Here is a 14,940-nt window from a genome sequence, read left to right as displayed (position 1 = left end):
TGTTTCATAACACCCATCTTTCTATGTCATTGAAGGGAATAGGCTTTCCTGATCTGGAGGCGATCCCGCGGGGTGGCGAGGGTTCTTCCGGGCACGATCGAGGATCTGACGTGCTTGTGGGGTCGCGAGTTTGGAACGGCTCAAGATCCATGGGCCATCGGGTAGCGGATGAACCCCCTCAATATCGCCAGCCTCGGCCGCCAGACGCAGCGTCTTTGGCGTTATCCCGAGTAACTTCGCCGCACCGCCCAGATTAAGCCATGGCTCGACCCCGTCGATCTGCGGACGGAAGACCGGAATCTTGCGATATGACCTCAGCGCGGTGACCCGCTCCCGTGTCCAGCGATTGCCATTGCCGGTCGTCAATCCGTTGCGATTGAGGACACCGGCAATCACGTCGTCATTGGCGATCAAGATGAGCTGTCTCACAGCGTCGACAATGTCGTCAGGGGTCGCGTTTCTTTGGCCACGGCGTCGCTTCGGCAGGCGCAGCTCGGTGTGGACGCCTCCAACCCAATGAATGACGAGGACGATCTCAGAGGTTCCATCATCGAGATCGGCGACCACTTCATTGATGAGCGTGCGCACGATGCGCTTCTTCAGTCTTGGATCGGTTGTCGGCGCCGTCCAGACGGTGCGAAGGTTTCCCGCAAGTGCGGTTACCTGTGATGCGGACATAGGGAACGGCTGCGGCGTAACTGTCCGATGTTTGGCAATCTTGGCCTCGATCTCGCCGACGCCAGTCAGCGCCTTGTTCCAGCGCGCCTCCAGCTCCGACGTTACAAGTCTGTTTTCCGGATCGGCCGCGTCATATTGCCGGAATGCCCGGTCGGCTACATAGCGTGCTGCCTCGAGGTCGCGCAGCAGGGCATCCTGAACCTGATCGCGTTGGCTGGCCATATTGCGTTCCGCCTCAACGGCGGCCGCGATGGCTCCCGGTTCGACCACGCCGAGCAGCGCCTCCTCGATCGCATCATCGACCCGCAGACCGCCGAAGGCGATGCAACGTGGTTCGCCACTATCGAGTAGACCACGCCAACAGGAATAGCGCGGGATGTTATGGTTGGCTCCTGTGTAACGAACCGTCAGCTTCCGGCCGCACCTTTTGCAGCGGAACAGGCCGGCAAGCAGAGCGTCGCCATGCTTCGGCGCTCCATGATGGCGACTGGCCGGTACATTGTCGCTGACCATCTTGCGGATCTCCTCCGCCCGTTCCCAACTGATGTAACCTTCGTGCGCGTCCGGGATCAGGGCAAGCCATTCATCACGCGCCTTGCGGCGAATTCCAGATCGGCCATCGTATCCCGGTACGGAACGACTCTTACCATAAGCATAAGCGCCGCCGTAGATCGGGTTCGCAATCATCCGGTGGATGGTGGCATAATTTGGCCTGCGCCAGATGACGTCACCGTTGGCGCACCTGACGGGCAGGTCCAACCCCTGCTCAAGGAACCATAGCAAGGCCTGCCGGGCACTCCCGAGTTCGGTGACCTTGTTGAAGACGAGTGCGATGGCTTCCTGGATGCGTCGGTCTGGATCCTTCTCGATCCTATCACCGGCCTTTACGAAGCCGGCCGGAACAGTGACGACGAGTTCACCGCGGCGAGCCTTCTCATAGCGGGCGGAAAGGGAACGCTGACGCAAGAGATCGAGTTCATACTCGTTGAGGCTGCCCTTCAAACCCAGGAGCAGGCGGTCGTTGCCCTGCGGGGCGCATAAATTGCTTCCTGGTCGACCAGGACGGTATCGACAACGCGGCACATCTCGATGAGTTGCTGCCAATCACGGCTGTTCCGGGCGAAGCGCGATACCTCACGCGCGGCCACGGCGCCAACCTTGCCAAGGCAGACTTCCGCCACCATCCGATCAAATCCAGCGCGGGTCACGCCGCCGGCGGCCGAACGACCAAGGTCGTCATCCACCGTCTCTATATGTGACCATCCAAGCGCTGCCAGACGGTCGCGCATGGCGTACTGGAGGGCGCTGCTCTCTCGATTGTGAAGAACCTGGTGAGCCGAGGACTGCCGAACATAGAGGATGGCCTTCCGCTCCAGATGATGCGGCCCGATCTTCTCATGCATCATGACCGGCCTCCTTCTGTTGGGAGGCATGTCCGCACTTTGCGTGATCGACGAACAGCCGCACGATGAGCACCGTCAACGCTTGGCGGGTCTCCTCCGGCAACTCCGACCATTGCGGCGTCCCTGCCGTCTTCCCCCGCTGCGGGGCCGAGAACAGATCGAACTGGCATGTCATGGGCTGGCGAGGCATGAACATCTCTCCGACTCGTTTCGTGAGAGACCAATGCTGCGCCCATTACCGCAGATTGCGATGAGGCATCAGCGTCCTTCAGCAATCTTGCCAAAGTATGCAGGCTTGCGAGATCGACGTGCGGGACCGCCAGGCTGCGCCAACAACCACTCACTGATCGGTTGAACATCCACGACGGGACCTCAAGAAGTCGACCAGAAGAAGAACCAGAAAGGCTGCAGCGGAAAATATGCGTCCCTTTGGACACCGCCTCATGCACGTGAACGAGCCGTCCGGACCAGGGATGCCACGGATACATAAGCTCGCGAACCTCGGTCCCGTGGGTGTTCTGTCGTCGTGTTGTATAACAAGTTCCGGCCACATAGCGCGATCGGCAACAAGGTACCGAATTCGCTTATTAACGGCTCATCGGCACCCCCGCTGAGCTGAGCCATAACCCCGAAAATTCCTGCTCCCGCTGGCCCAAAAATCGGGGAGCACCTCAAAAAACCGCTGGAGCGAACTCAAAACTGGATACAACTTGGGGGCAAGGTCAGATAGCTTCTTGGAAGACGATGTGTGTGATCCGGCACAGCAGGCTGGGATGTTGATGGTTGCGGGCATTCGCTCTCGTGTCTCAAGCCAACTACGGATGACGCGCCAGCTAACTTATAGCTGCATTCCTAGGCCGATTTCATGTCAGCTTCTAAGTACTTGCGGATACGGCGAGAACGGCGAAAATGCGGGCGCGAAGCAGCCGTGGCCGATAAATATAATCCAGTCTCCAATTATTGCCCCACTGGTATCATAGTTCCCGCCGCCAACGCGAATGACATGCTTGAGACCGACGGCGTTATACAGTTCGACGACTTGATCGAAGGAATCATTCCCTCCTTTAACACCCGGCTTTACAGGCTTCCTTCTCCGGCTTTTGTCCCGTCGACATAAATGCTCATCGCTGTGAAACTAGGGGCGTTTTCCTTGATCCATCGATCAAGGGTGATTCCAACATCTATTGATACTTCCGGAATTTCACTCCCAATTGCTCGTCTCAGCCGGGGATCATGTCAGAAACAATCTGATCGGTAGGGCTGCCGCTATCGCCAAGTCCCTGTTTCACCCCTTTGCGATCGCCCGCAGGACGATTTTGGCTCATCTTGCACTTTCCCTGCAGCGACACGACGGGCATGCGAATACCAATAATGCCGCGAAGTTGAGCATGAATGTAGGCTTCGGGAGCGTCAGTGACTGACCAAGGTAGCGAGTGTGACACCTCGTGGATTCTCGTGAGGCGCGACACAATCTCAAATAGTCGTTCGGCTTCTTCGAAAAACTCGACCGGCCCGCTGGCGTGAACGGCTGTGTAGTTCCACGTTGGAACCACCTTCCTATGCTCTGCTTTCGAAGCGTACCAGGACGGCGTCACATAGGCGTCCGGCCCCATAAAGACTGCAAGTCCATGGCCGATGACAGGAGCCTGCCACTGCGGGTTCGGTCGCGCCAGATGCCCATAGAGGCCGCCCCTTTCTCCTTCGGCCTCATCGAGGAAATAAGTAAGGGAGTGGCCATCGGCCCGTTGGGTGTAGCCGTCACGAAATTGGCAAGGCGACATTGCCGCATCATCTCGTAAAGTTCGGTCGTCTCTTCCACGGCGAAGGCTGGCGGGGTGTACATAAGCTTCTCCTTGACCCAAATGGTGATGCTTCCCTGTTGACGCCAAACATGGTTGCTTTCAGCTTGTCGGTCATTCCAGACACTGCGCAAACCACGGCCATAATCTTATTTCCGCTTACAGACCGCAGCTTACCTAAATTCCGAGCAACTCAAGCGTATTACAAGGATCTCGAAAACTCGAGCCCCCAAAATTGACAATGGTCGTTTTCATGTTTCACCGATCAAGTTATTGGCGATCGCAAGCTGTGCGATGAGGAGTGCGTTGAGTGCGGCCCCAACCTGAAGGTTGTCAGCTACCAACCACATCCACAGCCCGCGCGGATTCTCGGGATTAACTCGGACCCGTCCGACGTGAACATCTGCGGGATCTCCCAGAAGGCGCGGCGTTGGATATCCGTCGCGAATTTCATCAGCATAAAGTCGAACACCTGGTTCATTTGCTAGGAGCTCACGGACCTGTTCTAGTCGAACATGATCGTCGAACTCGACGTATACCGCCTCGGAATGACCCGTCTTTACCGGCACGCTAACGCAGGTGGCGGTTAACTGCAGATGAGGCATACTGAAGATCTTCCGTGATTCTTGAACCAGCTTGCGTTCCTCAAGAGCCACGCCTTCGCGGGAAAACTCTCCGATCTGCGGTATGACATTGAACGCGAGAGGGACAGGAAACCTCTCCGCAGGGGGGCCGGCGCTCCCCTCGAGCACGGCTTCGGCACCGTTTAGTAGCTCCTTACACCCGAGCAGACCCATTCCAGACGCTGCCTGATAGGTAGTCAAAATGATCTGGTGAACGTCGAACGTCGCCATCAGCGGTTTCAGTGCCCGAACCAGCTGTATCGTGGAGCAATCTGGGTTTGCTACTATTCCAGACGGTGGGCGAACGGTAAGTGAACAGGCGTTAACCTGTGGTACGATGAGTGGTACGTCAGAGTTCATTCGAAAGGAGTTCGAGTTGTCAATCACCAAGGTACCTTGGGATGCGAACGGAGCCCCCCAATTGGCGCTTACGTCATCGCCTGCGCAGAAGAATGCGATATCGGTTTTTGTATCGGCGATATCGCCGACGTCGCGGAGTGCCTCAACCAAATATGTTTGGTCTCGATACTTGAATTGGCGCGCACCCGAACCGGAGGAGAACAGCCGCAGTCGATTGATTGCAATCTCGCTTTTCTCCAATAACTTGATCAGGGCCGTTCCGACCGCCCCGGTTGCTCCAACAACAGAAATATCTAATGCTCTCATGAGTATCCTCATTTAGAAGCTCATAGTTGGATCTTGCTTTCAAATTTCGAAGCTCGCTTCCGCCGCCCAAGGAGGTAACCGGAAGGCTGTCGAACTCGTCGGCGGGTTTACATGCTCCGAGGTCGACCTCATCAAGTCCGGACGGGTTGGGCATGACCTTGGTTTCACTCGCGACTGTCGCTTCGGCGACGCAAAGAATAATCACAGAGAGGTAGGTCGCGGCTTGATGCACAGTTCGACTCTCGACCTGGTGTTTTCTGTGATGATTGCCTCCGAATGGCAGGTTGGATGCCCAGAAAGAGCTTCGCGTCGCATGGCCGGCTTTGCTTTCACGCAAAGCTGCCATGCGGCCTTCTCCACGCCATCGAACCGATGCGATTGTCTCGCACTGTGGATGGGCGCCGGCGGCTTCTACCGCGCGGAACGGAATTCAAGGTTCGTGCACCGCACGATTATCAACGACGATATGAGTCTGGCAGTTCTTGGGACAGACGCGGGCGCACGCTCCGCAGCCGATACAGCGGCCCGGATAATCAATGACCATGATCACGCGACTGAGCTCACCATTAAAGTCGTCCTCACCATCGCAGACACCGAGCATTTCACCTGCTTCATCGATGCCGTAGGGATGCATGACCTCACGAGAGCAGACCTTGAAGCAGCGACCGCAGCCGATGCACATCGCAGGATTGATCGAATTCAGATATTCCGGAATCCATAGGGACCCGTCGCGAGTCACGGATGAGCTTGTCATAGATTCCTCCAATTTAGCGAGTTCTGCCGATGACAAATGTAACCGCCGAGGGCGCGCCGATTGCGGGACAAAATGCGAGCTGGCAGCTGTCTAACGCCGCTATCTTTGCCCCGGTGCAGTCCTCCTTCGATACGGTTTCTTCCGATCTCGTCGGAGATATCCTCGAACCTAGCGGCTTCCACGAAGGTCCACGGCGTCGCGCGTCGCGTCATAGATGGCCAATCGTTTGGCCGATGCGAAATGCGCTTTCAGTCCTTTCATAACTTGCGTGGCGATCGCGATTCGCAAAGCGCTCAACTGCCATTTCGACCGCATTGATGAAGTCCGCTATTGAAGAGCGAGACGCGACGAACTGATCTCATTATTGCGATTCCCGCCTGTCGGTTGAGCCACGTGGGCCAGGGGTCGGCGGGCTTTGGTTAGCCTGAATGATGTTCGTGAGTTCGAAAATCACGTCGCGGGTCCCCCGATACAATATTGTAGGCTTGTGCTGGCTGCCGACGCGGTCGAACATGGGGAACCCCACTCGCATCAGCGGAACGCCGAGACGTCTGGCAGCTTCTCGGCCGTGCGAGTGTGTGACGATAAGATCGGCCGTTGCGGCGAGACTTTCCAGATCACTGAGATCGCCGACTTTGACGATCTTCGCCGGTACCATCTCGAGCGCCTTCGAAGTGCCGGTCGTGGTGACCGCGGCCGCAATTTCCGCACCCATGGCAGTAAAAAAGTCGGAGAGCTGGAAAAGTTGATCGGGCTCGGAAGCGATTGCGATCTTCTTGCCAGCCATATGGGAATGTCCGTCGAGCATGGCATCCTGCAACTGCATTCGGTTGCGGCGGACATTGAGCGGTGTCTGTTTGCGTGACATAGCGGCAAGCACGCGAATAAAGCGATCGACGTTTTCTAGGCCCGTCAGCGATCTAAACAGCACGTACGGCACGCCGGTCAGTCTCTGCAGCGCTTCAGCCGGTCGGCGCATATGCTCACCGATTGCGATACACTGCATCGTCGCACCGAGACCGCGGATCTCCTTCAATTTGGTGCCGCCATACGTTATCGGCATCCATTCTTCGGGGATGGAGCCGTCGAGCGCTCCGGATACGTCGGGCAGAATAACCGGGTCGAGGCCGAAGCTTACGGCCGTCTCGCGCAGATGTTCTATGTCAGCAACCGTTAAGTTCCAGCCAGGCAAGATCGCAATCTTCCTCGGATTGCGATACTGCTTGTCAGGTCGCGCTATTGACTCGATCACGGCGGTAACAGCTTTAGACCAACCCTCCTCTATGGCGCCGTCAAAGTCAGGCGTGTTGGCGACTACCACCTCGGTGCCCACAAGTTCCATCGCCCGCCTGCGTTTGATGTTTTCGACGTCACCGGCGACATCCTCGTCGCGGGCCTCTACCGACGCGGTCGTGCATATCCCGATCAGTCGTGGCCTTGTGCGGGCTTTGAGGCTGAGAATTGCCTCTTCGAGACGATCCGCTCCGCCGACGATTATCGCGGCTTCGTTCATCGCCGTCGTTTGCAGCGGGATCGCTTCATTGAAATGCCTCACGAGCAGTGCGAGCGCGAAGCTCGTACATCCCTGGCTGCCATGGAGCACAGGTATTGCGCCGTCGACGCCCAGAAAGGCGAAGGCAGCACCAAGCGGCTGAGACGACTTCAGGGGGTTGACCGCCGCCGACTTATTTTGAGATACGACGCGTGCCATAGTACGACCTCAACATTTTTTGCGAGTGATCTCGCGGTTTTGGTTCGACGCGCTTACGCTTCTCTTTTCGCTCGTTTTTAAACGACCAAGGCCGGCTCCCATGGCGCCGGCTCGCGCACCTGCGGCCACATCGGATTGTGGATTGCCAGGTCAATTTGTCGAGCAAGTTGCACCATTCCCTCATAGCCAGCGTAAGCGTGATGACGCTCCTGGTTGATGTCGAGCCAGGGCAGTTTTGCCTTTAGCGCTATATACTGGGTGCGTCCGCCCGACAGCATGATGTCAGCCTTTCTCTCGAGTAGAAGCGAGAAAAGTTCGCGCGGCGACATCGACTCGAACAGGAGGTTCTCCTCCTTCAGGGTCTGTTTCACTCGCTCTCTATCTTCGAGCGTCGATTTCTTGACTGATGTGCCGACGATCTCCATGCCGATCTCCATCAAGGCATGGACGACCGACCATGATTTCACGCCGCCTGTATTTAGAAGCACGCGCTTGCCCTCAAGGCGAGGTCGGTAGGCTTCCAGCCTCTTCCACACTTTTTCCTCTTCTTCCGCTACAAGGATTTCCGTGCGACGCAAAAGCGAGGGGTCGGCACCTTTCCTTACAAGCAGATCGGCGATCCGCCGGAGCGCCTCCGAGGTGCCGGAAATGCCATAGAAGGAGCCCTCAAAAAATGGAATGTCCCAGCGTTCCTGCATCTTACGTGCCAAAGCAACGAACGCTGTCGAACACACCGTCATCGCTGCGCGTGAGCGGTGGGCGGAGGCGACGTGCAGGTATCGCGCGTCTCCCGGGATACAGGCGCGGACGCGGATGCCGAGCTTATCCAAGAGCGGCTTCACCAGCCAGAGCTCACCCGAGAGGTTAAATTCGCCGAGGATGTTGATGTCGAAAGGGCCCGGTTCATCGGGCTCCACGGTACCTATGACATGCTTGATAAGCGCCTCGCCCGCTAGCTTGTTGCCGAGGTTTTTAGATCCGACAAAGCCAGGCGCATTGACTGGCACCACCGGTAAGGCAAATTCGTCCGTCGCTCGCTTGCAAACAACGTCGATGTCGTCACCGATCATCGCTGTAACGCAGGTTGAATAGACGAAGATCGCCGCGGGCGCATACCCATCCTTGATTTCCCGGATCGCTTTAAAGAGCTTCCGTTCACTGTGTCCCATTACGATGTCGATTTCCGTAAGATCAGTCGTGAAGCTCGTGCGCCAAAGTGTTGGACCTGACGAGGCAGCGCCGCGGTTGTCCCAGGAATTTCCCTCGCAGGCGAGCGGCCCGTGAATCAGATGTGCGACATCGGTGATCGGCTGCAGTGCGACCTTGGCGCCGTCGAAAGCGCAACCGCCGACGGCCGTTCCCGGGGACATTGGCCTCCCGCAATTCCTTCGGCGCGCCTTGGGGCCCTTGCTGCCGCTCCCTTCATTCGCTAGCTCGTGGAAGGCATCCTTGATGTTGGCGTTGAGCGAGGACATTCGTCTGCCTTCATATCTGGTTGAGAGATGGGCGGCCTGGCCGGCCGCTTGGCCGGCCGCTCTTAGCGAGTGAGGTCATACGAATAATCTGTCACACCCGCGTGCATTGTTTCGCGATCGAGGTTGTCGAAGATCTTGTCGAGGATCGCCGTTAAAAGACGCAGTCCGCCTTGGTAGCCCATGAGGGGGAATCGGTGATGATGGTGCCGGTCGAAAATCGGAAACATCAGCCGAACCAGTGGGGTACCGGTGTCCCGTTCGAGATACTTCCCATAAGAATTTCCGATCAGGAGATCCACCGGCTCGGTGAACAGTAGCGAGCGCAGTGCCCAGAGATCTTTGCCTGGCCAAACCTGTGCATTCTTCCCGAAGGGCGAGGATGCGAGGAGTTCCTTCATCTCGTCCTCCCAAGCTGAGGTGCCGTTAGTGGCCAGGCAGTGGGTTGGCTCGCCGCCGGTCTCCATGATGAAGCGCGCCATCCCATAAACGAAATCTGGATCGCCGTAGATCGCGTATTTTTTTCCATACAGCCAAGCTTGGCTGTCCGCCATCGCGTCAATGAGTCGCCCGCGCTCCAGACGAATCGCCTCGGGAATTTCTCTCCCGGAAATGTCAGATATCGCCATCAGGAGTTCGTCGGTAGCTTCGACGCCGAGAGGATAGCGGAAGGAGGTCGTCGCTTGTCCAACTTCTCTGCAGTAATCCAGCGTCTTGCGAGTGTTGTAATATTGCAGGGACAACGTCCCCTCCGCGTTCAACGCCGCCTTCACGTCATTGATTTTGGTCCCCCCGTCATACATACGAAAGTTACCATCGGAGGGGGTATCGAACTGATCTGATGCGTCCTGGATGAACAGGTAAGTCACTTGCATCAAGTCGAGCAGGCGTTTTAATTCGCGATTGTTCCCAACGCAGAAGCCATCAAATCCAGGAATGATGTTGATAGAAGCGGTGGCTTCACTTCGCGCGGTGCCCTTCCAGAAATTCTCCAGCACACCTTTTACCATGCTATCGTAGCCATCGACATGGCTGCCGACAAAGGCTGGTGTGTGGGCGAAGGGGACATCGAAATCGCGCGGGACCGAACCTTCACTTTTGGCATTTTCGATAAAACCATGCAGGTCATCTCCGATGACCTCGGCCATACATGTGGTCGAGACCGCGATCATCTTCGGGTTATAGAGCTTGTACGTGTTGGCGAGACCGTCGACCATATTCTTCAGGCCACCAAATACAGCGGCGTCTTCTGTCATCGATGACGAGACCACCGATGACGGCTCCTTGAAATGGCGCGATAGGTGCGATCTGTAGTAGGCAACGCAACCTTGGCTGCCATGGACGAACGACATCGTTCGCTCGAATCCCGCCGCTGCGAAAACCGCGCCGAGTGGCTGGCAGGCTTTAGCCGGATTGACGACAAGGGCTTGGCGGGCCAAGTTTTGCTCGCGGTATTCCCAGGTCTTCGTGAATTCGCGTTGGTCTGACACGACCTGATCAGGGTGCGGGCATTCGAAGTTCAACTTTTTCTCGGCCAACATCTGCCTGTATTCCGGCTCGCAGAATAGGGGCGCGTGGTCGAGAGTTTTCTCAGCTGATTGCGGCATAGGGTCACCTCTTTCGATCTGGCCGCGGCTCAAGGGCGGTCCAGAAACATGCGTCGCTTAAGCCGTTGCGCGTTTTTTACGCGCGAACGCTATGTCCTCACCCAGCAACCGCCGCCAAAGCGCGGTCATTTTTCCAGGGCGCGTCGTAGAGACCCCAAACTGGATTGTTGATGGCCATGTCCATGTCCCGAGCGAAAATCGCGAAGCCGTCATAACCGTGATACGGACCAGAATAGTCCCAGGAGTGCATCTGACGGAATGGAATGCCCATTTTCTGCACCGGGTATTTTTCTTTAACGCCGGACCCGACGAGATCGGGCCGAATTCCCTCAATGAATTTCTCAAGTTCATAGCCAGTCACATCGTCGTAGATCAGCGTGCCTTCTTTTACATAGTGGCCAGTGCGCTGATAGTCGTCGCCGTGACCGAATTCGTAGCCGGTTCCTACGATTTCCATACCGAGATCCTCATAGGCGGTGACGACGTGACGAGGACGCAATCCCCCGACGTAGAGCATCACCCGTTTGCCGGAAAGGCGCTGCCAGTATTTGTCGATTACGGCCCAAACGAGGGGTTGGTATTTGGCTATGACCTTTTCGGCTTTTTCTTGGATCTCCGGCCCGAAGTGTTCGGCTATGTTGCGCAGCGAGGCATCGATTTGGGAGTGTCCAAAGAAATTATACTCCATCCAAGGGATGCCATATTTTTCCTCCATGTGCCTGGAGATGTAATTCATCGACCGATAGCAGTGAATGAGGTTGAGTGCCGCTCTCGGCGCGCGCTCCACTTCGGCGAGAGTTGCATCTCCCGACCAGTTGCCGACCACGCGCAATCCGATCTCCTCGAGCAGGATGCGCGAGGCCCATGCATCGCCGCCAATGTTATAGTCGCCTATGACATTAACGTCGTAGGGACCTGCCTCGAATTTTATATCTTTCTTGTCGAAGACCCAATCTCGAATTGCGTCGTTGGCGATGTGGTGGCCAAGCGATTGCGACACGCCACGGAAGCCTTCGCAGCGTACCGGCACAACGGTCGTCGCGTGTTCTTTGGCCTTTTTTCGCGCTACGGCCTCGATATCGTCGCCGATCAGGCCGATCGGACATTCTGATTGCAGGGTGACGCCATTGCTTAGCGGGAAAAGTTCAGCGATCTCATCGATGACCTTTTCCAGTTTCTTGTCACCACCGAAAACGATGTCCTTTTCCTGAAAATCGGATGTAAATTGCATGGTTACGAACGTGTCGATGCCCGTCAGGCCGACGTAATAGTTGCGACGTTGCGACCAGGAATATTGACCGCAGCCGACCGGCCCGTGTGATATGTGAACCATATCCTTGATTGGTCCCCAGACGACACCTTTTGAACCGGCGTAAGCGCAGCCGCGGATCGTCATCACGCCTGGAACAGACTTGATGTTCGACTTTACCTCGCATTCGATGGTCGCGTTTGCGTCCTTTTCGCTCGTTGCAAGGCTAAGGTGCTTACTGCGGCGCTTTGCTGCTTTGTCCGGATATTGCGACAGCACATCCGCGATAAGCATCGCATGTAAATCACTGTCATTGGCATAATTGAAGGTCATTGACCCAACCCCTTGGAAAATCCGGCTTAAGCCTGAACGGCGAAACCTCCCTCACGGGATGGCGGGCGCTTTGCGTGTCGCTACTCGCTCGGGTCAGTGTGATCACTGGGCAGCTTTCAACTTGGCATCCCTGGCTTGAAGTTCGGCAAGCATCTGCTCGTCGGTCTTCATGATCCCGAAATCGAGAAGCATGTCTTCAAGTTCTTCCATGGTGATGGGGGTCGGGATGGTGCCTTTGCCAGAATTGTCATGTATTCTTTGCGCAAGTGTCCGGTACTCGGCCGCTTGCTGCGAGTCCGGCGCATATTGGATCACCGTCATCTTTCTAAGCTCGGCGTGTTGGACAATGTTGTCGCGTGGCACGAAATGGATGAGCTTGGAATTGAGTTTGGCAGCCAGCGCTTCGGCGAGGTCGAGTTCGCGGTCGGTCTGACGCTCGTTACAAATGAGCCCACCCAGGCGCACGCTGCCGCCTGCAGCATATTTCAGGATGCCCCTGGCGATATTGTTGGCGGCATAGAGTGCCATCATTTCGCCGGACATGACGATGTAGATTTCCTGAGCTTTGTTTTCACGGATCGGCATCGCGAAACCGCCGCACACAACATCACCGAGCACGTCATAGGACACGTAGTCGACATCGTTGTAGGCGCCGTTCTCTTCGAGAAAGTTGATCGACGTGATAACGCCGCGTCCCGCGCAGCCGACGCCTGGCTCCGGGCCGCCAGACTCCACGCATTTGATACCTTTATAGCCTACCTTTAGCACGTCTTCGAGTTCAAGGTCTTCAACCGAACCTCTCGTTGCTGCGAGATCAAGGACCGTATCCTGGGCCTTCGAGTTCAAGATCAGGCGCGTAGAATCAGCCTTCGGGTCACAGCCGACGATGAGGATCTTCTGCCCATGGTCCACAAGGGCGGCTAGCGTGTTTTGGGACGTAGTGGACTTGCCAATTCCGCCCTTTCCATAGAATGCAATTTGACGCAGAGCTGCCATGCTTGGCGTTCCTTCATGTGTTCGAAGCAATTGGGTATTCCCGCAACGCGGATGCCGTTCCGCTGCCTCGCAATAGCTCTCAAGATTCGTGCCAAGCAGGCCGATTGAGATGAGGAACAATAGTTCGCTGTGATTCCAGTTATGTGGGCGTAAAATACGGGATTGAGAACAGGAACGCTTGTCACGTAACCGACAAAGGTGATGACAATGTCGAAATGGATTGTCACCCTCTGAGGGCCGATTAATGGTACTGTCAGGATGTCTCATTTATCCATGTGTACGCTTCTAGGATTATTGTTCGAACAGCCTGTATCCCATCACCAGACCAGCCGTAACGAATTCTGATCACTGCCGCAAAGCGCTGTTTCCGGCGATGATCAAGCGCCATGTCACTTCGATTACGCCACGGCTAGCGATCCACTTCACCGAGAAGACGTAATTGATGCCGGGTCTGGTGCCTGGCATAGGGTTAACGTCCTACTCTGCTGTCCATCATGATGGTGGCAGCGATGTCAACGAAGCTCTCGCCCCGCACAAAACATGACCCTTAGACGACGAAGAAGGCGCCATTCGTGACCACACGTCGTGCGGCACGCGTCCAAGTGGCCTAGCTGCTTCTTCAAGGGCACCCGCCCGGCGTAGATCGTTTAGAAAGCTCGACCTTTCAGTGGCGTCTATCCTTCGCCAGCTTCAGAATAAATGATCTGCTCGTAATGTTCGAGGCCTTCGCCGGGTACCTTACTTTTCCCGTCAGGGATCTTAATTGGCAAATTCCAAATGGCCCATTGAATTGGGGTACGTCATGAATTGCGGCTTTGTCGCTACCTTTGTCGGTTGCGAGACAAGCGTTCCTGTTCTCAAGCCCGTATTTTACGCCCACATAACTGAAATCGCAGCGAATTATTATTCGTCATCTCAATCGGCCTGCCTGGCACGAATCTTGAGAGCTATTGCGAGGCAGCGGAACAACCGCCGCATCTGCATAGCTTCGAACACATGAAGGAACGCCAAGCATGGCAGCCCGACTAGTGGTACTGATTGTCGGCACGCATTCGGCGGCCGAGCAGAAGGCCATACGCCGTCACCTGCAGCGCAAACGCAGCGTCGATGACGATTTCGTCATCCGCACCGTCTTCGTGCGAAGCGTCGAGGACGCGCTACACGAGACGCGCGTCAACACCGAGATCCAAGCCGTGGTTATTCGCAACGGGTTGCCCCTCCGCTCCCAGGACCGTCATCTGGCCACGTCGCACTGGGGGCTCGAGGGGCTGGGCGCGGACATCGAGGCCGTTCCGGAATCTGAGCGCGGCCCGACGCTCGGCCGCCTGATTGCGGAGTTTCGACCAGAGCTCGATCTCTATCTCTTCACCGACGGCAATGTTGAGGAAATCGCCGCGCGCACGGGCGAGACCTTCACGCGCATCTTCTTCCGCGAGGAGGACTGCGACGAACTCTATTCATCCATCATCCGCAACGTCGTGCAGCGCTACGATGCGCCGTTCTTCTTTGCCCTGCGCGACCACGCCAAACTGCCGGTAAGCAACTTCCACGCCTTGCCGGTCTCCCGCGGCAAGTCGATCAGAAATTCGAAATGGATCGGCGCCTGCGCTACGATCTAGTTGGCCGTCGAAGTGCCGTTAAGAAGAAAA

At 56.4% G+C, this 14,940-nt stretch carries 11 protein-coding genes and 1 pseudogene; 1 reads left to right on the top strand and 11 read right to left on the bottom strand.

Annotated features, from left to right (window positions below):
- Positions 1–21: 21 nt before the first annotated feature.
- The 11 genes and pseudogenes from FFR93_RS37205 to nifH all read right to left on the bottom strand — a co-directional run bounded on the left by FFR93_RS37205 (position 22) and on the right by nifH (position 13,291).
- The gene (locus tag FFR93_RS37205) at positions 22–1,644 is read right to left on the bottom strand and encodes a recombinase family protein (RefSeq protein ID WP_246661401.1); all 1,623 of its coding nucleotides are present in this window, start codon (positions 1,642–1,644) and stop codon (positions 22–24) included.
- A 32-nt stretch (positions 1,645–1,676) separates the two neighbouring features.
- Positions 1,677–2,084: a recombinase family protein gene (locus FFR93_RS41750; RefSeq protein WP_246661400.1), complete on the bottom strand. Its 408-nt coding sequence runs from the start codon at positions 2,082–2,084 to the stop codon at positions 1,677–1,679.
- Positions 2,074–2,271, bottom strand: a complete 198-nt coding sequence (locus FFR93_RS37200; RefSeq protein ID WP_065283532.1) for a hypothetical protein — start codon at positions 2,269–2,271, stop codon at positions 2,074–2,076. Before FFR93_RS37200 ends, FFR93_RS41750 begins: the two co-directional genes overlap by 11 nt.
- Positions 2,272–3,301: 1,030 nt before the next feature.
- A pseudogene (locus FFR93_RS37185) lies at positions 3,302–3,924 on the bottom strand (FMN-binding negative transcriptional regulator).
- Positions 3,925–4,131: 207 nt separating this feature from the next.
- Positions 4,132–5,169 (bottom strand): aspartate-semialdehyde dehydrogenase, encoded by a 1,038-nt coding sequence (locus FFR93_RS37180; RefSeq protein ID WP_138396850.1) that lies wholly within the window; start codon positions 5,167–5,169, stop codon positions 4,132–4,134.
- A 430-nt stretch (positions 5,170–5,599) separates the two neighbouring features.
- Complete coding sequence (gene fdxB / locus FFR93_RS37175; protein WP_138396849.1) at positions 5,600–5,923, bottom strand: ferredoxin III, nif-specific; 324 nt, start codon at positions 5,921–5,923, stop codon at positions 5,600–5,602.
- 361 nt (positions 5,924–6,284) lie between these two features.
- The gene (gene nifN / locus FFR93_RS37165) at positions 6,285–7,634 is read right to left on the bottom strand and encodes a nitrogenase iron-molybdenum cofactor biosynthesis protein NifN (RefSeq protein ID WP_138396848.1); all 1,350 of its coding nucleotides are present in this window, start codon (positions 7,632–7,634) and stop codon (positions 6,285–6,287) included.
- A gap of 77 nt (positions 7,635–7,711) precedes the next feature.
- Positions 7,712–9,109, bottom strand: coding sequence for a nitrogenase iron-molybdenum cofactor biosynthesis protein NifE (nifE, locus tag FFR93_RS37160; protein ID WP_138396847.1), 1,398 nt, complete (start codon positions 9,107–9,109; stop codon positions 7,712–7,714).
- Between the two features lie 62 nt (positions 9,110–9,171).
- Positions 9,172–10,713 carry a nitrogenase molybdenum-iron protein subunit beta gene (gene nifK / locus FFR93_RS37155; protein ID WP_138396846.1) on the bottom strand — a complete coding sequence of 514 codons (1,542 nt, stop codon included), beginning with the start codon at positions 10,711–10,713 and terminating at the stop codon, positions 9,172–9,174.
- Positions 10,714–10,810: 97 nt separating this feature from the next.
- The gene (nifD, locus tag FFR93_RS37150) at positions 10,811–12,295 is read right to left on the bottom strand and encodes a nitrogenase molybdenum-iron protein alpha chain (RefSeq protein WP_138396845.1); all 1,485 of its coding nucleotides are present in this window, start codon (positions 12,293–12,295) and stop codon (positions 10,811–10,813) included.
- 102 nt (positions 12,296–12,397) lie between these two features.
- A complete protein-coding gene (nifH, locus tag FFR93_RS37145) occupies positions 12,398–13,291 on the bottom strand; it encodes a nitrogenase iron protein (protein ID WP_011654205.1) in 894 nt (297 codons plus the stop codon).
- Positions 13,292–14,304: 1,013 nt separating this feature from the next.
- On the opposite strand from nifH, the gene FFR93_RS37140 reads away from it, so the two are divergent.
- Positions 14,305–14,910 carry a hypothetical protein gene (locus tag FFR93_RS37140; protein WP_205910759.1) on the top strand — a complete coding sequence of 202 codons (606 nt, stop codon included), beginning with the start codon at positions 14,305–14,307 and terminating at the stop codon, positions 14,908–14,910.
- Positions 14,911–14,940: the final 30 nt, after the last annotated feature.

This window comes from Rhizobium sp. MHM7A, from assembly GCF_005862215.1.
GTDB classification, from domain to species: Bacteria; Pseudomonadota; Alphaproteobacteria; order Rhizobiales; family Rhizobiaceae; genus Rhizobium; species Rhizobium bangladeshense.
Note: the sequence above shows the minus strand (reverse complement) of the source record. Positions and strands in the feature narration are given on the sequence as shown.

Bases quoted from the DNA above. Each gene is read 5' to 3' on its own strand.
- nifN (WP_138396848.1), bottom strand. From the start codon at position 7,634: ATGGCACGCGTCGTATCTCAAAATAAGTCGGCGGCGGTCAACCCCCTG.
- nifK (WP_138396846.1), bottom strand. From the start codon at position 10,713: ATGCCGCAATCAGCTGAGAAAACTCTCGACCACGCGCCCCTATTCTGC.
- FFR93_RS41750 (WP_246661400.1), bottom strand. From the start codon at position 2,084: ATGATGCATGAGAAGATCGGGCCGCATCATCTGGAGCGGAAGGCCATC.
- fdxB (WP_138396849.1), bottom strand. From the start codon at position 5,923: ATGACAAGCTCATCCGTGACTCGCGACGGGTCCCTATGGATTCCGGAA.
- nifE (WP_138396847.1), bottom strand. From the start codon at position 9,109: ATGTCCTCGCTCAACGCCAACATCAAGGATGCCTTCCACGAGCTAGCG.
- FFR93_RS37200 (WP_065283532.1), bottom strand. From the start codon at position 2,271: ATGCCTCGCCAGCCCATGACATGCCAGTTCGATCTGTTCTCGGCCCCG.
- FFR93_RS37140 (WP_205910759.1), top strand. From the start codon at position 14,305: ATGGCAGCCCGACTAGTGGTACTGATTGTCGGCACGCATTCGGCGGCC.
- nifD (WP_138396845.1), bottom strand. From the start codon at position 12,295: ATGACCTTCAATTATGCCAATGACAGTGATTTACATGCGATGCTTATC.
- nifH (WP_011654205.1), bottom strand. From the start codon at position 13,291: ATGGCAGCTCTGCGTCAAATTGCATTCTATGGAAAGGGCGGAATTGGC.
- FFR93_RS37180 (WP_138396850.1), bottom strand. From the start codon at position 5,169: ATGAGAGCATTAGATATTTCTGTTGTTGGAGCAACCGGGGCGGTCGGA.